The sequence below is a fragment of the Brachybacterium tyrofermentans genome (genome assembly GCF_039526165.1).
Lineage (GTDB): Bacteria > Actinomycetota > Actinomycetes > Actinomycetales > Dermabacteraceae > Brachybacterium > Brachybacterium tyrofermentans.
In genome coordinates this window covers 142,241-161,126 of the sequence record NZ_BAAAIR010000048.1, presented here as the reverse complement: position 1 = coordinate 161,126, position 18,886 = coordinate 142,241, and the positions used below count along the sequence as shown (strand labels likewise).

At 71.1% G+C, this 18,886-nt stretch carries 17 protein-coding genes; 5 read left to right on the top strand and 12 right to left on the bottom strand.

Annotation, left to right across the window (positions count from 1 at the left end; all coding sequences use genetic code 11):
* Positions 1–358: 358 nt before the first annotated feature.
* Both phoH2 and ABD093_RS16905 read right to left on the bottom strand, forming a co-directional pair.
* Positions 359–1,819, bottom strand: coding sequence for an RNA 5'-3' helicase PhoH2 (phoH2, locus tag ABD093_RS16910; protein ID WP_226849824.1), 1,461 nt, complete (start codon positions 1,817–1,819; stop codon positions 359–361).
* Between the two features lie 307 nt (positions 1,820–2,126).
* Complete coding sequence (locus ABD093_RS16905; protein ID WP_193116856.1) at positions 2,127–2,885, bottom strand: isoprenyl transferase; 759 nt, start codon at positions 2,883–2,885, stop codon at positions 2,127–2,129.
* Between the two features lie 249 nt (positions 2,886–3,134).
* On the opposite strand from ABD093_RS16905, the gene trhA reads away from it, so the two are divergent.
* Positions 3,135–4,088 carry a PAQR family membrane homeostasis protein TrhA gene (trhA, locus tag ABD093_RS16900; RefSeq protein ID WP_193116855.1) on the top strand — a complete coding sequence of 318 codons (954 nt, stop codon included), beginning with the start codon at positions 3,135–3,137 and terminating at the stop codon, positions 4,086–4,088.
* A gap of 32 nt (positions 4,089–4,120) precedes the next feature.
* Here the strand turns inward: trhA and ABD093_RS16895 are convergent, their stop codons facing one another.
* Both ABD093_RS16895 and mca read right to left on the bottom strand, forming a co-directional pair.
* Entirely contained in the window at positions 4,121–4,621 is a 501-nt protein-coding gene (locus ABD093_RS16895; protein ID WP_193116854.1) for a hypothetical protein, read from the bottom strand.
* Positions 4,618–5,529 carry a mycothiol conjugate amidase Mca gene (gene mca, locus ABD093_RS16890; protein ID WP_343925962.1) on the bottom strand — a complete coding sequence of 304 codons (912 nt, stop codon included), beginning with the start codon at positions 5,527–5,529 and terminating at the stop codon, positions 4,618–4,620. Before mca ends, ABD093_RS16895 begins: the two co-directional genes overlap by 4 nt.
* Positions 5,530–5,737: 208 nt before the next feature.
* Here mca and ABD093_RS16885 point away from each other — a divergent pair, with 208 nt between their 5' ends.
* Both ABD093_RS16885 and greA read left to right on the top strand, forming a co-directional pair.
* Positions 5,738–6,130 carry a DUF4307 domain-containing protein gene (locus ABD093_RS16885; RefSeq protein ID WP_343925960.1) on the top strand — a complete coding sequence of 131 codons (393 nt, stop codon included), beginning with the start codon at positions 5,738–5,740 and terminating at the stop codon, positions 6,128–6,130.
* Positions 6,131–6,460: 330 nt separating this feature from the next.
* Positions 6,461–6,949 (top strand): transcription elongation factor GreA, encoded by a 489-nt coding sequence (greA, locus tag ABD093_RS16880; RefSeq protein ID WP_193116851.1) that lies wholly within the window; start codon positions 6,461–6,463, stop codon positions 6,947–6,949.
* 131 nt (positions 6,950–7,080) lie between these two features.
* Here greA and ABD093_RS16875 read toward each other — a convergent pair whose 3' ends face one another.
* Positions 7,081–8,412 carry an AI-2E family transporter gene (locus ABD093_RS16875; protein WP_343925958.1) on the bottom strand — a complete coding sequence of 444 codons (1,332 nt, stop codon included), beginning with the start codon at positions 8,410–8,412 and terminating at the stop codon, positions 7,081–7,083.
* Between the two features lie 155 nt (positions 8,413–8,567).
* Between ABD093_RS16875 and ABD093_RS16870 the strand changes: the two genes are divergently transcribed.
* Together ABD093_RS16870 and ABD093_RS16865 are read left to right on the top strand one after the other, a co-directional pair.
* Positions 8,568–9,506 carry an ABC transporter ATP-binding protein gene (locus ABD093_RS16870; RefSeq protein ID WP_343925956.1) on the top strand — a complete coding sequence of 313 codons (939 nt, stop codon included), beginning with the start codon at positions 8,568–8,570 and terminating at the stop codon, positions 9,504–9,506.
* On the top strand, positions 9,491–11,203 hold the full coding sequence (locus tag ABD093_RS16865; protein ID WP_343925954.1) for a hypothetical protein: 1,713 nt from the start codon (positions 9,491–9,493) through the stop codon (positions 11,201–11,203). Before ABD093_RS16870 ends, ABD093_RS16865 begins: the two co-directional genes overlap by 16 nt.
* 471 nt (positions 11,204–11,674) lie before the next feature.
* Here ABD093_RS16865 and ABD093_RS16860 read toward each other — a convergent pair whose 3' ends face one another.
* The 7 genes from ABD093_RS16860 to glmS form a co-directional block, all read right to left on the bottom strand.
* Complete coding sequence (locus tag ABD093_RS16860; RefSeq protein ID WP_343925952.1) at positions 11,675–12,124, bottom strand: GNAT family N-acetyltransferase; 450 nt, start codon at positions 12,122–12,124, stop codon at positions 11,675–11,677.
* Between the two features lie 124 nt (positions 12,125–12,248).
* On the bottom strand, positions 12,249–12,944 hold the full coding sequence (gene tsaB, locus ABD093_RS16855) for a tRNA (adenosine(37)-N6)-threonylcarbamoyltransferase complex dimerization subunit type 1 TsaB (protein WP_343925950.1): 696 nt from the start codon (positions 12,942–12,944) through the stop codon (positions 12,249–12,251).
* Positions 12,944–13,660 carry a tRNA (adenosine(37)-N6)-threonylcarbamoyltransferase complex ATPase subunit type 1 TsaE gene (gene tsaE, locus ABD093_RS16850; RefSeq protein WP_377802340.1) on the bottom strand — a complete coding sequence of 239 codons (717 nt, stop codon included), beginning with the start codon at positions 13,658–13,660 and terminating at the stop codon, positions 12,944–12,946. Before tsaE ends, tsaB begins: the two co-directional genes overlap by 1 nt.
* On the bottom strand, positions 13,657–14,829 hold the full coding sequence (gene alr, locus ABD093_RS16845; protein WP_343925948.1) for an alanine racemase: 1,173 nt from the start codon (positions 14,827–14,829) through the stop codon (positions 13,657–13,659). Before alr ends, tsaE begins: the two co-directional genes overlap by 4 nt.
* Before the next feature lie 13 nt (positions 14,830–14,842).
* Complete coding sequence (locus ABD093_RS16840; protein ID WP_343925946.1) at positions 14,843–16,330, bottom strand: NAD(P)H-hydrate dehydratase; 1,488 nt, start codon at positions 16,328–16,330, stop codon at positions 14,843–14,845.
* Positions 16,327–16,770, bottom strand: a complete 444-nt coding sequence (locus ABD093_RS16835) for a holo-ACP synthase (RefSeq protein ID WP_343925944.1) — start codon at positions 16,768–16,770, stop codon at positions 16,327–16,329. Before ABD093_RS16835 ends, ABD093_RS16840 begins: the two co-directional genes overlap by 4 nt.
* Before the next feature lie 53 nt (positions 16,771–16,823).
* Positions 16,824–18,692: a glutamine--fructose-6-phosphate transaminase (isomerizing) gene (gene glmS, locus ABD093_RS16830; protein WP_343925942.1), complete on the bottom strand. Its 1,869-nt coding sequence runs from the start codon at positions 18,690–18,692 to the stop codon at positions 16,824–16,826.
* Between the last annotated feature and the right edge of the window lie 194 nt (positions 18,693–18,886).

Below are 18,886 nucleotides of genomic sequence, written 5' to 3'. Positions count from 1 at the left end.
CAACGTCGGTCACGCCATTTTCCACGCGCCGTGGCCGGTCCGCTCCCTGCGCCAGGCGAGCGCGGCCCCAGCACCCCAGGTTGCCGCTCCACCCCGGCAATCGGGACAGTCGCCTCCCCCGCGCTGAAGGGAGCGAACGTGGGCGGGCCGTAGGTGAGGGGAGGTGGCTGATGTGCCAGCTCCCGTCACCAGCGGTCCGTCCGCGTTACGGCCAGGCTCGGCTAGCTCAGCACTGAGCCCAGCCCGGCCTTGGCCTCAGCCCCTCGGAGCCCGGCTCCCGGCTCCCGACTCCCGGCTCCCGGCTCCCGGCTCCCGGCTCCCGGCTCCCGGCTCCCGACCCAGAACATCGGCTCTCGGCTCAGAACACCGGCTCGTCCAGCACGTGGGTGACCAGCTCGGCGACCTTGGAGCGCTCGGAGCGCTGCAGGGTCATGTGCGCGAAGAGCTCCTTCTCCTTGAGCGCTTCGACGACCGAGGCGATGCCGTCGTAGCGGCCGATGCGGAGGTTGTCCCGCTGGGCCACGTCATGGGTGAGCACGACGCGGGAGTTCTGGCCGACGCGGGAGAGCATCGTCAGCAGCACGTTGCGCTCCAGGGACTGCGCCTCGTCGACGATCACGAAGGCGTCGTGGAGGGAACGGCCGCGGATGTGGGTCAACGGCATCACCTCGAGCATGCCGCGTGAGAGCACCTCGTCGATGACGTTCTGGGAGACCATCGAGCTGAGGGTGTCGAACACGGCCTGGCCCCAGGGCCCCATCTTCTCGCCCTGGTCACCGGGCAGGAAGCCGAGCTCCTGGCCGCCCACGGCGAACAGCGGGCGGAACACCATGATCTTGCGCTGGGTGCGCCGTTCGAGGACGGCCTCGAGGCCGGCGCACAGGGCGAGCGCGCTCTTGCCGGTGCCCGCGCGACCGCCCAGGGAGACGATCCCGACGGACTCGTCCTGGAGCAGATCGATCGCGACGCGCTGCTCGGCGGAGCGGCCCGAGACACCGAAGACTGTCTGGTCGCCCTGGACGAGCGTCACCTGGTGATCGCGGGTGACCCGTCCCAGCGCCGAGCCTCGCGGGCTGGTGATCGTCAGCCCCGTGTGCACGGGCTGGTGGGCGACCTCGGAGATCTCGACCGTCTGACCGTCGTAGAGATCGGTCATGGTCTGCTCGTCGACCGAGGTCGTGACCATGCCTGTGTACCCGCGGTCCCGGGCGAGCTCGGCTCGGTACTCCTCAGCATGGATCCCGGAGGCGGAGGCCTTGATGCGCATCGGCAGGTCCTTGGAGACCAGCACGACGTCCTTGCCCTCGAGCTGCAGGTTCTTGGCGACCGCGAGGATCCGGGTGTCGTTGTCCCCGAGGCGGAAGCCGTCAGGCAACGAGGCGGTGTTCATGTGGTTGAGCTCCACCTGCACGTGCCCGCCGTCCTTGCCGATCGGCAGCGGCACGGAGAGGTTCCCGTGCTGCTCCCGCAGATCGTCGAGCAGGCGCAGCGCCTGCCGAGCGAAATAGCCGAGGTCCGGGTGGTGCCGCTTCGCCTCGAGCTCGGTGACGACCACGATCGGCAGCACGACGTCATGCTCGGCGAAGCGGTGCAGCGAGAGCGGGTCCGACAGCAGCACCGAGGTGTCCACCACGTAGGTGATCACACCCGTCTCCACGCCCGAGAGGATCTGCTGCGCTCCCCCGGGACGCAGCGACGGCACCACCGGCGAGCCGTCCCTGTTCGCGGCTCCGATCACCCCCGACCTGAACCTCGTACCGGAGCCTGCGATGTCCGTCTGTGCGGACATCGTCTCGCGGGCTGTGGTGGTGTCGTCCATCGGAGCCTCCCGAAATCGCGCGGATGCCTGGACCCTAGCGGGGTCCTCACCCGCTCACGGGCACGTCCCGCCGTCGGCGGGTTCGACGTTCACCCGATCGTCATCGGGAGTTCTGCCGAGCTCCCGATGACCCCAGTGTGCCACCGGTCGCATGCCCAGGGCGGGAGGTGCGGACACTCGATGTGCAGCCGTCGGGCCGGTCCGGGCCGACACCAGGGCCGAGGTCCGAGCCGCAGACGTACGGCGACAGGCATCGGGTGCCGGGCCCAGGCACCAGCGACAAGCGACAGGCGTCAGGCGCCGACCATCAGGCGCCGAAGCGTCGCTCTCGTCGGCAGAAGTCGCGCAGCGCGCGCAGCAGGTCGATCCGACGGAAGCCCGGCCAGTAGGTCTCGCAGAACCAGTACTCGGAGTGGACCGACTGCCACAGCAGGAAGCCGGAGAGCCGTTGCTCGCCCGAGGTGCGGATGATCAGATCGGGATCCGGCTGACCCCGGGTGTAGAGGTGCTCCGCGATCGAGTCGACGCTGATCGCCGCGGCGATGTCCTCCGGGGACCTGCCCTGCGCACCGAGGTCGCGCACCAGCTCCTGCACGGCGTCGACGATCTCCTCGCGGCCGCCGTAGCCGATGGCGACGTTGACTGTGAGCTCGGAGTCCGGGGCGGCGCGCTCCTGGATCCGGGCGATACCGGCGCGGACGTCGTCGGGCAGGGCCTCGGCGGTGCCGGTGAGCCGTACGCAGTAGCCGGCCCCGGCGATCTGTTCGACGGTCGAGGCGATGATCTCGTAGAGCGCGACGAGTTCCTCGGGCGGGCGGCTGAGGTTGTCGGTGGACAGCATCCACACGGTGACCAGGGGGATCTTGAGATCTTCGCACCAGGAGAGGAACTCGACGATCTTCGCGGCGCCAGCCCGATGGCCGTGCTCGGTGGACTCGCCGGCCTCTTTCGCCCAGCGACGGTTGCCGTCGACGATGACCCCGAGATGCTGCGGGAGCTCGAAGGCCTCGAGCTCCTTCGTGAGCCGACGTTCGTAGACGCGGTACAGAAGGCCGTCGTCATCCATTGCAGCCTCCGATCCCCCGGGTCGGATGCGGTGACCCGGCCGCCCTGGGGCGCCTGGCCCGTGCACGGCACGCGCTGTGCGGCCCGACCCATGACGCCGCACCCCTCCAGTATCGACGATGCCCGACCCCGACCTCGCCGTTTCCTCGCAATCCACACCGGATCGTCACGTGGAGCGTCACCTGGCGCACGCCGTGGAGCACGTCGAGGAGAGCCCCGAGGTTACGTTGCCGTAGGTTACGATTTCGCCATGACTAACGGGCCGCGACCCGAGGACTCCGACCGCTCCTCGACGACCACTCCATCGGACGACGCGAGACGGCAACCCGCCGCTGCGTCCAGCTCCTCACCCGCAGCCCGGACGGCCCTGTCGGCCGAGGATCCGGCGCTGCAGGAGGCCGCGGAGGCAGTGGCCGAGTCCGGCGCTCCGAGCATCGACCCCGACGCCGAGACCCCCTCGATGTTGCCCTCGACGCAGCTCCCCTCGGAGCAGATCCCCACGGCAGAGACTCACCCCTTCGCCCCGAGGACCTTGACGCGGGCGATGGCCGCTCGGGCCACCCAGCTCGGGCTGCAGCTGCCGAAGCCGCGGATGCGCGGCGTGCTCCACCTGATCGCGTTCCCCACCTCGCTGGTGGCCGGGCTGCTGCTGGTCGCCTTCGGCGAGACTCTCGCAGTGCGTCTGGCGTGCGCCGTCTTCGTGCTGACCGCGGGGATGCTGTTCGGCGTCAGCGCCGTCTACCACCGCGGCACCTGGACACCTCAGCGCGCCATCATGCTGCGCCGCTTCGACCACGCGAACATCTTCCTCATCATCGCCGGCACGTACACCCCGATCGCGGTGTCGATGCTCGCCCCGCGCCAGGCGATCACCCTGCTCAGCATCGCCTGGGGCGGTGCGCTGGTCGGCGTGTGCTTCCGTCTGTTCTGGACGAACGCCCCGCGCTGGCTGTACGTCCCGGCCTACGTCGCCCTGGGCTGGGTGGCGGTCTTCTACATGCCCGCGCTCCAAGCCTCCGCCGGCTGGTCCGTCGTCTGGCTGCTGTCCATCGGCGGCCTGGCCTACACGGTCGGCGCCGTCGTCTATGCGCTCAAGAAGCCCAACCCGTCCCCGGCCTGGTTCGGGTTCCACGAGATCTTCCACGCGGGCACGCTGATCGGCTTCGGCTGTCACTTCGCGGCGGTCGCGACCGCCGTCGTCTGAGCGACGCGGCGCGGCGCAGTCTCCGAGTCACCTCAGCGGCGGTCGTCGCCGCCCGGTTCGTCGGTGTCATCATCGGCGTCGTGATCGGCGTCGTGCGCCGGCGAGGGCCGGGGATCCGCAGGGATCCCCGCCACGTCGCCAGACGTCTCCAACGAACTCTCCTCCGCCGTCCCCCGCGGGGCCTGACCCTCGGTGTCATCAGCGCCGGAAGGACCGCCCGAGCTCGTGGACCCCGCAGCGTCGTCCGGGGCGTCCTCCCCCTCGGCAGCCGCTGCCGCGGCGTCGCGCTCGGCCTGCTCGGCGTCCATGCGCTCCTGCACTGCGGCGCGGGCCTTCACGCGTCGCGTGCGTCGGGTCATGTCGAGCACCAGCAGCACCACGGCCACCGCGAGGATGAACATCGCGATGAAGCCGGGCAGGCCCGGAGAGACGGTGACGGAGTTGAAGCCGCTGCCATCCGAGGGGCCGCCGTCCGAGGGGAACGGACCGGCCAGGAGCACGCCGGCCGCCGACGAGAGCTGCGCACCGATCATGCGCGAGCCTCGATCGACTCGTCGCGCAAGCCGGCGAACAGGTCGTTCTCCGGCAGCTTCACGCCGATCCGGGAGATGTGCAGCTCGTAGTCCTCGGTGCCCCACACCGCGGTCTCCACATCATGGGAGATCCGGAAGAACGGGCCGTCGGGATCCACCTGCGTGGCATGTGCGCGCAGGGCGTCGTCGCGCACCCCGAGGTACTCACGCACGTCGATGCGCGTGGTCAGCAGCCGGTCCGTCGACTCGTCGAAGCGCTCCATCATCTGCTCGAGCTCCTCGTTCGGAGCGCCGGCGGCCCGCAGATGCCGGGCGACGGCGGAGAACCGCTGACGATGGAACCCGTTGATGTAGTAGAGCTTGGCGACCTCCCAGGGCTCTCCGAGCTCCGGGGCGAACTCCGGATCCGCGGCGAGGCCGAAGGCCGCGACGCTGATCCGGTTGGTCTGGATGTGATCGGGGTGGGGGTAGCCGCCGTTCTCGTCGTACGTGGTCAGCACGTGCGGGCGCAGCCGACGGATGGCCTCCACCAGCGGGCGGGCCGCCTCCTCGGGGCTCAAGGTGGCGAAGCTCCCCTCGGGGAGCGGGGGCAGCGGGTCGCCCTCAGGCAGGCCGGAGTCGATGAAGCCCAGCCATTCGTGGTCCACGCCGAGGATCTCCTGGGCCGCGGCCATCTCCTGCCGGCGCACCGCCGGCAGGACGTCGCGGGTCAGGGCAGGATCGTCGCGCAGCCGTGGGTTCAGCACGTCCCCGCGCTCCCCTCCGGTGCACGTGATGACCGTGACCTGCGCACCCTCTCGGGCATAGCGAGCGGTCGTGCCGGCACCCTTGGAGGACTCGTCATCCGGGTGCGCGTGGACGGCCATCATCCGCAGGGTCTCATCGGGCGCAGGCAATTGGACGGTCACGGTTCTCCTCGGATCATCGGCTCGGGGACGAGGCACCCCGGGGCCCGGCAGCGGCATCTCGGGCGTGCCGTTCCAGCGTCCGATCGTACGCCACCGGGCCTGGGGGTTCACGGGGCGGCGGGCACAGGGCCGACGGACGTGACCGGGCCCTCCCGCCGCCCGCGCTCCCCTGGGAGGTCGGCGACCAGAGGTCTGGGAGGATGGCCCCATGAACGGCACCCTGCAGCGCCCGGCCGATCGCTACGGCGCACCGACGATCTCGAAGCGCACCTCCCGGATCCTCGTCGCCCTCGTCGCTGCTGTCTTCCTCGCCGTGGTCGCCCTGGTCGGCTACTGGGTCGCGAGCCCGCCCATCCGTGCCGACATGGTCGGCTACGACCACGTGGCCGACGATGTCATCGCCGTGCAGTACTCGCTCACGATGGATCCCGGCACCGAGGCCACCTGCCGCATCCAGGCCCTCAACGAAGGCCGCGCGCAGGTCGGATTCGTCAAGACCACCATCCCCGCGCAGACGGAGCGCCAGACGGTGCACTCCGTGGAGATCTCCACCCAGGGCGAGGCCGTCTCGGCCGAGATCGTGGCGTGCGAGCCCGCCTGATCGATCCCGCCTGATCGGTCCCACCCGACCGATCGCACCCGACCGATCTCGTCGGCGTCGCCCCCGCCTGAACAACCTCGCCCGCTCGCGGCGACCCCCAGGAAGCGCACATCCCCGGAACGGGCGCTCGAATTACTCGCAGCGCGAAACTCCTTGAACATTCGGGGAACCCTGAATTGTGCGGTGTAGGGTATCCCGAAACCGGCATCGAGCCGGTGATCATCACCCGCACCACGGGGCGCATGAGGACATGTGCCCCGTGATTCGCGTATAGGGGGCTCTTTCATGATGTCCCCGATGCGCACGATCCCAGACGACAGGAGTGAACCGATGAGCAGCCAGCCGAATGGCGCCTGGCTCACCCAGGACGCGTATGACCGCCTCACCCAGGAGCTCGCAGAGCTCGAGGGACCGGGCCGTACCGAGATCGCGGAGCGCATCGCCGCTGCCCGTGACGAGGGCGACCTCAAGGAGAACGGCGGCTATCACGCGGCCCGTGAGGAGCAGGGGAAGCAGGAGTCGCGCATCGCCGACCTCCAGCGTCTCCTCAAGAACGCCGTGGTGGGCGAATCGCCGAAGGACGACGGTGTCGTCGAGCCCGGCATGGTCGTCGTCATCACGATGGCCGGCAAGGAGCGCACGTTCCTGCTCGGAAACCGGGAGATCGCGGAGAACGCGGACCTGGAGGTGTACTCCTCCGAGTCGCCGCTGGGCGGCGCGATCCATGGCTCGAAGGTGGGCGACACGGTGGACTACACCGCGCCGAACGGGAAGTCGTTCGCGATCGAGATCCTGAGCGCGAAGCCCTACACCCCGTGACGTGATGCGCCGCGTGCGCAGCGCTCCGTCCGGAGCATGACGAGAATGGCCCCCGATCCGGCATCAGCCGGGTCGGGGGCCACTCTCGTGCCCTGGGAGGTGCTCCGGGTCCGCAGGCCCGGAGCACCTGGTTACTCCTGAGTCGGTTTCGTCGGGAACTCGGGGGCCTGCTCGGGCGCCTGCTCCGACGGGGCTGCGGACGTCGCTGCCGACGGCACGTCGGACCCGGTCACCGACTGCGCCGGTGAGTCGCTCGCGTCCTGGTCCTCGGGCCCGCCGACGCCAGCATCAGCATCGTCGAGATGCGGGTGATACCCCGTGGCGATCGCCGCGAAGTGCTCCTGGGATGCCCTGTCCACACCCAGCTCCGGGCTGGGGTCACGGCCCACGATGTACAGCAGGGTGGCGTTCACGAACGCGATCAGCGGGATCGCGAACAGGGCGCCCGGGATCCCGGCGATCATCGCGCCGCCGGCCACGCCCAGGAACACCGCGAGCGGGTGCAGCTCGACGGCCTTGCCCATGAGCAGCGGCTGGAGGACGTTGCCCTCGAGCTGCTGCACGAGCAGCACGATGCCCAGCATGATCAGGGCGAAGATCCAGTTCTGCAGCACCAGCACGAGCAGTACGGCGATGATGCCTGAGGCGATCGCGCCGACCAGCGGGATGAAGGAGAACAGGAACACGAGCAGCCAGATCGGCACCGCGTAGGAACCCAGGCCGAGGGCGACCATGCCGATCGAGATGCCCACGGCGTCCACGGCGGCCACCAGGATCTGGGTGCGCACGTAGGCCGACAGCGCCTTCCAGCCCCGTCGGAACGCCTCATGGGTGCCGGTCCGGGCGGCCGGCGGCATGAGGCCGACGACCCAGCGCCAGATCGTCGGCCCGCTCGAGAGCAGGAAGAAGAGCGTGAACAGCATGATCAGGACGCCGGTGACGAGGTTGCCGAGCACCGCGGCCGTGCTGACCGCCGAGTTGAGCAGCGTGTCCGCGTTCTCCTGCAGCTTGGCCAGGCCCTCGTCGAGGGCCGAGTTGATCATCGGGGTATCGATCTGGAAGGTCGTCTTCGCCCACTCCGACACGGATTCGAAGCCCGTGACCAGCTTGTCCTGGATATCCGCCCACTTGGCGATCAGCTGCCGTCCGGCGAGGGTGAACATTCCCGCGACCACGAGGAGCAGTCCGAGCAGGGCGACCCCGCTGGCCGCCGCGCGGCCCAGGAACGTATAGCGGGTGAGCAGCTTGACCACGGGGGTCAGCAGCACGGCGAGGAGGACCGCGAGCAGCACCGGGATCACGATCCCGGTCACCTGGAGCAGGCCGTAGAGGACCAGGGTCGTGGTCGCGACGATCACGAGGATCCGCCAGGACCAGGCGGCCAGCCGTCGGATGCCGAGCGGGATCTCTTCGACCTCCTGAGACAGGCCAGGCGCGCGCGGAGAGGGGCGCAGCTTCGACATGGGATTCCTTCCCTCGGTACCAGGACAACTCCTGCGCATCCTAGTTGCCCAGCGCCCTCCGGGACGCCTCCCGGGGCGCGCACCCGACGAAGGTCGGGCCTGTCCTCACCGACCGGGGGACCCCGCGTCGACCAGCCGCTCGGTAGCGTGATCCCATGCACTCAGCCGACCCGTCCTCCTCGATCCCGTCCGGCTCCCCCGATCCGTCCGCGGCCGGTCCGTCAACGGCCGATCCGTCCGCGCCTGTCCCGTCCGGCTCCCCCGATCCGTCCGCGCATGCGCCGGCGGCGCCGGTCACGGGAGCCGCGGCGCCCGTCGGAGCCGACACCGCCCTCCCGACGCAGTCCGCGCTGTCGATCCGCGGGCTGCGCAAGACCTTCGGCAAGACCGAGGTCGTCCACGGGATCTCCCTGGACGTGCCGCGCGGATCCTTCTACGGGATGGTGGGCCCCAACGGTGCGGGCAAGACCACCACTCTCTCGATGGCGACCGGTCTGCTGCGGCCCGACGCCGGCACCGCGCACGTCCTCGGCACGGATATGTGGGCCGACCCCACCACGGCGAAGGCCCAGCTGGGAGTGCTCGCCGACGGCCTGCGCACCTTCGACCGGCTGACCGGGCGCGAGCTGCTGACCTACGTCGGCCTCATCCGTGGCATGGAGGCCGACGTCGTCGACCAGCGCAGCGCATCGCTGCTGGCCGCCCTGGACCTCGAGGGCGAGGACGGCAAGCTCGTCGTCGACTACTCCGCCGGCATGACCAAGAAGATCCTGCTGGCCTGCGCGCTGCTGCATGCTCCGCGCCTGCTGATCCTCGACGAGCCCCTCGAGGCCGTCGACCCGGTCTCCGCGCAGGTGATCCGGAAGATCCTCACCGCCTACGTCGACGGCGGCGGCACCGTGGTGCTGTCCAGCCACGCGATGGAGCTGGTCGAAGGTCTGTGCAGCCACGTCGCGATCATCGCGGACGGCGTGCTGATGGCCGACGGGACGCTCGACGAGGTCCGCCAGGGCGGCAGCCTCGGGCAGACGTTCATCGATCTCGTGGGCGGTGGCGACGTCGCTGAAGGGAGCCTGTCGTGGTTGGAGTCCTGAGCAGCGAGCACACCGCGACCGCCTCCGCAGCAGGCGTCCACCACGGCGCGGTCTCCCAGAAGTCCCTGATCCGCCTCCTGGTGACGCTGAAGTGGACCCTGTGGAAGCGCTCCTACCGCAAGAACATCGGCAAGCTCGTCGGGACGATCCTCGGCGGCCTGTATGCGCTCGGCGGTCTCGTCGGCCTGGTGTTCGCCTTCCTCGGCGCGACGCTGTGGAGCGGCGAGGGTGATCTGTTCCCGATGATCATCCGCGGTCTCGGCGCCCTGACCGTTCTGCTGTGGTTCCTGATCCCCGTGCTGGCCTTCGGCCTCGACGACACGCTGGATCCACGCCGCTTCGCCCTGTTCCCGCGCAACGGCAAGGAGCTGCAGCCCGGGCTGCTCGCTGCGGCCATGCTCGGCCTGCCCAGTCTGTTCACCCTGGTCGCGCTGGTCATCGCCACCGCCTTCGAGGTGCTGTGGCTGGTGCTGTTCGGGCAGGGCGTGGGATGGATCATCGCCGCCCTGGTGCTGCTGATCCCGGCGAACCTCGCCGGCCTCGCCCTCTGCCTGCTGCTGCCGCGCGCCTGGTTCGCGCACTCGGCGAGCCGCGCCTCGTCCCGCAGCGGGCGCGAGCTGGGCGGGATCATCGGCATGCTGGCCATGTTCGCCGTGATCTACGGCTTCTCCCTGGGCATGCAGAAGGTCTCGGAGATCGACGTCGACTTCGTGATGCGCTGGCTGCCCACCGTCATCGATGTGCTGACCTGGACCCCCTTCGGCGCACTCTTCGCGGTGCCCATGGACCTCGCCGAGGGTCATATGGTGCCGGCGCTGCTGCGCCTCGTGATCGGGGCGGGGACGATCGCGCTGACCTGGCTGTGGTGGCGTCGTTCGCTGGACGCCTCGCTGACGTCGGCTCTGACCGGTGACGCCTCCTCCGGGACCACGAAGGTCTCCGCCCTGGTGCCGCGCTTCGTGAAGCCGTCGGCCTTCGGAGCGATGATGGGCAAGTCGCTGCGCTACTGGCGCCGCGACACCCGATACCTGGCCGCGATCGGCATCTATCCGCTGATCATCGTGTTCCTCGTGGCGATGGGGATGATGCTCCCGGAGTCGCGGTCGATGATGCTCGGCATGGTGGTGCTGATGTGCGGTATCAGCGGGATCACCCTGTGCAACGAGATCGGGTTCGACGGCCCCTCGGGCTGGGTGAACATCACCGCGAACGTGCCGGCACGGGCGAACCTGCTGGGCCGGGTCGCGGCGATGGCCCTGCTCATGGTGCCGCCGGTGATCGTGATCTCCGTGGCGATGCCGCTGCTGTACGGCCTTCCTGACCTCATCCCGCTGGTGGTGCTGGCCAGCCTCGGCACGATGGGCACCGGGTGGGGCGTATCCGTCGCGATCGGGGCCATCCTGCCGTACCCGGCATCGGCCCCCGGCACGAACCCGATGAAGGACAAGTCCGCCTCGAGCACGAACGCGATGCTCACGATGACGATCGCCATGGTCGCGGTGTTCGTGCCGCAGATCCCGACGGTCGGCCTGGCGATCTGGGGGCTCGTGGTGGGCAGCGATCTGCTGCTGCTCGTCGCCGGGATCCTCTCGCTCGCCGTCGGCATCGTCGCCTTCCTGGTGGGCCTGCGCATCGGAGTGGCGCGGCTGACCAGCCGCTATCCGGATCTGTTCCAGAAGGTGCGCGACTTCCTCTGAACGCACGCTCCGGCCCGCCCCACCCAGGGCTCCTGCGGACCTGCCCGCTCACGCCCCCAGCCGATGCGCCCGATCAGGCCCGGCCAGGCCCCTCAGCCGATGCGCCCGATCAGGACCGACCAGGCCCCTCACCTGACACGATCGATCAGGCCCGACCAAGCCCCTCAACAGACACCGTCGATCAGGCCTGACCAGGGCCCTCGACCGACACGCCCGCCCAGTCCACCGAAACGTCCCGCTCGCGGCACGAAACGGCGGATTCGGCAGGCGCCCACGGGTGTGTCGCGGGCATCTGCCCGAGCGGAGGCGCGTTCCGACGAGTGGCGCGACGACGGCGGGTAGGACGGGTGCCTGCGAGGAGCACGACGCACGCCCGCAGCACGAAGCAGTCGCGCAGCGTGACGCTGGCCCGCAGCACGACACGAGCGCGCAGCGTGACGCTGGCCCGCAGCACGGTGCAGGCGAGTCGGCTCAGGCTCGGAGGTCGCGCTGCATGACCAGGGCGTCGATGCGTCGGCCGCGGATCCGGTAGTAGCCCTTTCGGCGGTCGATCTCCTGGTAGCCGGCCCGGGTGTAGAAGGACCTGGCCCGATCGTTGTCCTCGCGCACCTCGAGGAGAAGCCGCTCCGCTCCCCCACGCCGCGCCTGCTCCTCGCACCAGGCGAGCAGGGCGCGGCCCATGCCGACGCCCTCGCGCAGGGTGCCGATGGTGTGCAGGTCCGCCAGGTCGCCGGCCAGCATGATCCCGGCGTAGCCGAGCAGCTCTCCGCTCGCGTCAGCACCCGCGGCGGCAATCACGTAGCGCCGGTCGGGGTGCTCGATCTCCTCGGCGAGCTGGAAGACATTCCAGGCCTCGTCGGGGAACAGCTCGAGCTCGGCGAAGGCGATCTCCTCGACATCGGCGGGGGTCGCGAGGCGCAACGCCCATGCCTCCGGGGTCGTGCCGTCGGGCGATGATATTGCCCCAGCCCCAGCACCAGTCGGAGCGCCAGTGCCAGCACCAGCCCCGGTGCCGTCTCCGGTCGTCATCTCCGCTGCCCCGAGCTCAGCGACCCAGGGCGCTCTTGCGCGCGGTGGGCTTGGCGGCGTCTGGCTCGCGCAGGTACATCGGCTCGGTGCTGGAGAGGTCGATTCCCTGGCCGGCCAGCTGGGCGGCGGCGAGGATCAGGTGCCCCGCGTCCACATGGGCCATCTCCACGGTGGCCGGGAGCAGCTCCGGGTAGATCGCGGTGCCGGAGCCGACGAGCAAGTCGCAGGCGGTCAGCTCAGCCGAGACCTCGGCCGGGAGGTCGACCGCGGGCTCGCTGGTGCGGGTCACCGTGCCGCCCTCATCGCGACGGTAGCGGGCGTGGTAGACCTCGCGGCGCCGTGCGTCCAGTGCCACGCCGACGGTCGCCGGCGAGACATCGGCGGTGGCCAGGGCCTGGTGGGCGAGGGCATCGAGCGAGCTGAGCCCGTGCAGCGGGATCCCGAGCACGCCGGCGATGCTGCGTGCGACGACCAGCCCCACGCGGAGACCGGTGAACGGGCCCGGGCCCCGCCCCACGACGATCCCGGTGAGGTCGGAGCGCTGTACGCCCACCGCCTCCATCGCCTCGTCGACGAGGGACAGCAGCACCTCGTCATGATGACGCGAGCGCTCGTCCGCTCGCACGGTGAGGATCTCCGGTGTCGTACCGTCGAGGGCGCCGCGCGCCACGGCGACGCTCACGGCCCCGGAGGTGTCGATTCCCAGCAGCATCAGCGGTTCTCCTCAGTGGTCGATCCGGCCGCGTGACCGGTCGGGGCATCCCCCGGTGAGTCCGGCGCGGCGGAGCCGTCGGTCTCCACGGCGTCCGGCGGGGACAGGGCACCGAGCAGCTCGGCACGGGAGCCCGTGTCCCAGCGCGGCCCAATCGGGGTCAGGCGCAGGGTGCGGGGCTCGTCGGGGTCATCGGGGTCATCGACCTGGTCGGGGCGCTCGAGCTCGAGCAGCAGGTAGGAGTCCACGAGATGCTCCACGCGACCCCGCCCCCATTCCACGACCGTGACGGCCTCGTCGAGGTCCGCCTCCAGGTCGAGATCGTCGATGTCGCCGTCGGCTCCCAGCCGGTAGGCGTCCACGTGCACGAGGGCAGGGCCGCCACGGAGGCTCGGGTGCACCCGCTCGATGACGAAGGTCGGGGAGGCGACAGGCCCGCGCACCTCCAGCCCGGCACCGAGGCCCTGGGTGAAGGTGGTCTTCCCGGCGCCCAGGGGCCCGTCGAGGATCAGCACGTCGCCGGGCCGCAGCACGCCGGCGAGGGCGACCGCGACGGCGCGGGTCCCGTCGGCGTCAAGGGTCCGGACCTCCAGGGTGCGGGCGTCGAGAGGCTGGGGTTCCAGGGTCTGAGCGCCGGGGTCCTGGCCCTCGAGGCCACGTGCACCGAAGGACCCGGCCTCGGGGTATCCGGCCTCATGGCCGCCTTGGCGGGTCATGCGCGCACCTCGCGGGTGACGCGACCGGAGACGGAGGTGAGGACCTCGTAGGGGATGGTCCCGGCGGCGCGCGCCCAGTCGTCGGCGGTGGTGGCGGAGGGCTCCGTGGGGGCCTCCCCGGCGTCGCCGAACACGAACACCTCGTCGCCGGCGCTGGCGTCGGTGTCGGGCCCCAGATCGATGACGATCTGGTCCATGCTGATCCGTCCCACCTGCGGCGCGCGATGATCGCCGGAGGCGGTGCGCACGAGCACGTCGCACTGGTCGCTGCCGGCGCGGTGCAGCCCGTCGGCATAGCCGATCGGCACCAGGCCCAGTCGGGTGCGACGGGAGGTGGAGCGGATCCTGCCGTAGCCGATGCTGTGCCCCTCCGGGACCTCCTTGACCAGGGCCAGGCGGCTGGTGAGGGTCATCGCCGGGCGCAGCGGGACGTCGGTCGCCACGGGCGGGTAGCCGTACAGGGCGATACCCGGTCGCACGAGGTCGCGATGCAGGTCGGGGCGGGTCAGGAGCGCGGCGGAGTTGGCGAGGTGCTGCAGCGGGATCGGGCCGACCTCGTCGGCGAGCGCGTCGCAGGCCGAGTCGAACAGCGCCACCTCCTGGTCGGTGGAGGGATCCGTGGGATCGTCCGCGCTGGTGAGGTGGGTCCAGGCGGCGACGACCTCGATGAAATCGTCCTCGCGCATCGCGGCGCCGATCTGTCGGATCTGCTCGGGCAGGACACCGTTGCGTCCCATGCCCGTGTCGATCTTCAGGTGCACGCGGGCGCGCCGGTCGGCCTGGCGGGCGGCGTCGGCGACCAGCGTGAGCATCTCGGGCGAGCCGACGGACACGTCGATCCCCGAGCTGATCACCTCGGGCAGCACGATCGCCGCGGTGTGCGGCTCGTACAGCCAGGTCAGGATGTGCACGTCGAGGCCGGCGCGGCTGAGGGCGAGCGCACTGGCGGGGTGGGCGACACCGAGCCAGGTGGCACCGCCCTCGAGGGCGGCGCGGGCGGCGGTGAGCATGCCGTGCCCGTACCCGTCGGCCTTGACCACGGCCATGAGGGCGGTGTGCTCCTCGAGCAGACCGGTCAGGTCGCGGGTGTTCTGGGTGATCGCCGAGGGGTCGATCACGGCCCGGTTGGGCACGTGCCGAGGGTCCTCAGCTGGGATCGGGATGGTCATCGGGCTCCTAGGATCACGACAGGGCGTCCGCCAGGATATCCCCGAGGGCATGGGGCAGGTGATCAGCGACGTCGAGGGCGACGAGCGGCAGACGCCCTCCGAGGGAGGCGAGACGGCCCGCTCGGCCGTGCAGGATCGCGGCGAGCGCCGCGGCGTCGGGACCCTCCAGACCGGCCGCGAGGAAAGTCCCCAGCACGCCGGCGAGCACGTCCCCGGTGCCCGCCGTGGCGAGCTGCGCGGTGGCGTCGTCCTGGCTGCGGAGCGGCCCTCCGCCTCCCGGGGCGATGAGCGTGATCGCCCCCTTGAGCAGGACGGTTGCCCCGGTCCGCGCCGCGAGGGCGGCCACCAGATCGGGCCCGGAGAGGTGCGCGTCCAGGTCGAGCCGTTCGGCGAGGCGGTCGGCCTCTCCGCGGTGCGGGGTGAGGACCACATCGGCGCCGAAACGCTGCTGCGGCGTGATCGCCGCGAGCCCGCCGGCGTCGATCACGCCGCGGTCGAGGCCCCCGCCGACGGCGAGCAGGGCCACGCCGGTGCGGGTGCGAGGATCCTCACCCGGGAGCCCGGGGCCGACGACGAGCGCGTGCGTGCGCCCGATCTCCTCGAGATCGACGGTGCCGGTCCGGTGGCCGACGATCTCGGGGCGCGCACGCAGCACGAGGTCCAGGACCTCCTGCGGGGCCACGCACCGGACCATGCCGGCGCCGGCCCGGGCGGCGCCGGAGGCCGCGAGCACCGCCGCTCCGGGGAAGCGGATGCTGCCCGCGGCGAGGGCGACCACGCCGCGGGAGTACTTGGTCGCGTCCCGCCCGGGGTGGGGCCAGAGGGCGCGCACGTCCTCGTCCTCGAGCCGGTGGACCGCCGGGACGGAGGGCAGATGCTCCTCCAGCCCGAGATCGACGGGATGGATGCGGCCGGCGCGCTCGGCACCGCCGGGCAGCAGCAGCCCTGCCTTCAGCGCCCCGAAGGTCACCGTCTCCTGGGCCGCGAGGGCACCGGGTGCGGCCCGGCCGGTGGTGGCGTCGACGAAGCTGGGGAGGTCGACCGCGAGCACGGGGACACCGGCGGCTGTGACCGCCTCCAGCACCGGGACGAGGTCCGTGGGGACCTCGGGGCGCCCGCCGATGCCGACGATCGCATCCAGCACGAGGTCCGCCTCGGCGAGCAGGGCGCCTATGTCCTCGGGAGCGAGCTGTCCCAGGGCATGGATCATCCCGTCGGCGGCCCGCAGCGCGGCGGCTCCCTCCTCGTGGAGCGTGGCGGCGGTGGCGATCGCGTCCGCCGTGATGCCCTCACCGCGCAGGATCGCCGCCGCATGCAGGGCATCGCCGCCGTTCGCGCCGCTGCCCACCAGCGCGAGCACACGCGGTGCCTCCGGCGTGCGCAGCCGCTTCGCGACGTGGCCGGCCAGGGCACGGGCGGCGCGCTGCATGAGCGGCCGGCCCGCGTCGACCAGCGGGCGCTCCGCAGCACGGATGTCCTCGGCGGTGTAGGCGCTGATCATCGGTGCTCCCGTTCGGCGACCACGATCGCCGTGGCGATGTCCCCGTCGTGCGAGAGCGAGAGGTGCAGGTGGCGCACGCCTGCCTGCTCGGCGGCCCGCAGCGTCGCCCCGCGCAGCCGCAGATAGGGGCGGCGCGTCGGCGTCTTCTGCACGGTGACGTCCTGCCAGGAGAAGTCACCGGGGGCGCCGAGCGCCTTGCCCACGGCCTCCTTCGCGGCGACCCGGGCGGCCCGCGAGGCGTCGGAGAGCCCTCGCTCCCCCGGCGTGAACAGGCGCTCGAGCAGGGCCGGGGTGCGGTCGATCATCGCGGCGAGCCGGGAGATGTCCACGACGTCGATGCCCACCCCCGCCACGGTGCCGTCATCCGCGGGCGCGAACGCCCGGCCTCCGAAGCTGTCCTCGGGGCCGGGCGCCGTGGTCGCGGTGGGAATGCTGCTCATCCCCGAAGTATCACACCCTGACCCGGGTGCCTGCCGAAGCGCAGGTCAGAATCTCATTCGACGGTGACGGACTTCGCCAGGTTGCGCGGCTGGTCCACGTCCAGACCCTTCGCCGTGGCGAGCTCGCAGGAGAAGATCTGCAGGGGGATCACGGTCAGCAGCGCGGCGAACAGGGTGCGCGTCGCGGGCACCCGGATCACCTCGTCGGCGTAGGGGAGCACCGCGTCGTCGCCCTCCTCGGCGATCACCAGGGTGCGAGCACCGCGGGCGCGCACCTCCTGGATGTTGGAGACGACCTTGGAGTGCAGGGAATGGCGGCCGTTGGGCGAGGGCACGATGACGAACACCGGCTGCCCCTCCTCGACGAGCGCGATCGGGCCGTGCTTGAGCTCGCCGGCGGCGAAGCCCTCGGCGTGGATGTAGGCGATCTCCTTGAGCTTGAGCGCGCCCTCCATGGCGGTCGGGTAGCCCACGTGGCGGCCCAGGAACAGCACGCTGGTGGCGTCCTTCATGTCCTGGGCGAGCTTCTCGACCTGCGCGGAGCTGTCCAGCACCTGCTGGATCTGCTCGGGGATCTGCTCGAGGTCGCCCATCAGCGCGGCGATCTCATCGGGGTAGAGGTTGCCGCGCACCTGCGCCAGGAACAGGCCCAGCAGGTAGCAGGCGGCGATCTGCCCCAGGTACGCCTTGGTGGAGGCGACGGCGATCTCGGGGCCCACGTGCAGGTACAGGGCGGCGTCGGACTCGCGCGGGATGGTCGAGCCGCGGGTGTTGCAGATCGCGATCACCTTGGCGCCCTGCTCGCGGGCGTGGCGCACGGCCATCAGGGTGTCCATGGTCTCGCCGGACTGCGAGATCGCGACCACGAGGGTCTTCTCGGTGACGACCGGGTCGCGGTAGCGGAACTCGTGGGCGAGCTCGACCTCGGTGGGGATGCGGCACCAGTGCTCGATGGCGTACTTCGCCACGGCGCCGGCGTTCGCGGCGGTGCCGCAGGCGACCACGACGATCTTGTCGACGCTGCGCAGCACGGAGGGATCGATGTCCATCTCGTCGAGCTTGAGGGAGCCGTCCTCGAGCCGGCCCAGCAGGGTGTCGGCCACGGCGCTCGCCTGCTCGTGGATCTCCTTGGCCATGAAGGACGGGTAGCCGCCCTTCTGCGCGGCCGCGGCGTCCCACTCGATCGTGTAGCGCTTGGCGTCGGTGACCTCGTGGCCCTCGAAGTCGAAGATGGCCACGTCGTCCGCGGTGACGGTGACGACCTGGTCCTGGCCGATCTCCAGGGCCTCCTTGGTGGAGTCCACGAAGGCGGCGACGTCGGAGCCCAGGAAGTTCTCGCCCTCGCCCAGTCCCACGACCAGCGGGGAGTTGCGGCGGGCGGCGACGACCGTGTCGGGGGCGTCCTGATGCACGGCGAGCAGGGTGAAGGCGCCCTCGAGCGAGGCGGCGGCGCGGCGCATGGCCTCGGTGAGGTCCCCGGCGGTCTCCATCTCGCGGGCCACCAGGTGGGCGGCGGCCTCGGAGTCGGTCTCGGAGGTGAAGGCGTACCCATCGGCCTCGAGCTCGGCACGCAGGTGGGCGAAGTTCTCGATGATGCCGTTGTGCACGACGGCGAGCTCGCCGTGGCGGCCGCCGAGGTGCGGGTGGGCGTTGGTATTGGTGGGGCCGCCGTGGGTGGCCCAGCGGGTATGGGCGATCGCGACGCGCCCGGTGGTCTCGGCGCCGCCCTCGAGGGCGGCACGGAGGTTCGCGAGCTTGCCCGCGCGCTTGGTGACGCGCACGGAGCCGTCATCGATCACGGCGACACCCGCGGAGTCATAGCCGCGGTACTCGAGGCGGGCGAGGCCCTGGAGGGCGACGTCCACGGGACGGGAGGAGGGGGCCTGGGCCTGCGGGCCTGCATATCCGACGATTCCACACATGCCGCTCACGCTAGTGATCCCGGCCGTGGATCTCGTCCTGCGGGCGGAATCCATGGGAGTCGTTCCTCACTGTGGTGGGGGCCCGTGCACGGGCCTGGCGGAACGTGCGCAGGGCCGGTCACATTCGCGCACAGGGCCTCGCAGGGTGCCGGGAGAATCCACGCCGTGTGCCGGAACGGCCCTCGGGGCCCACC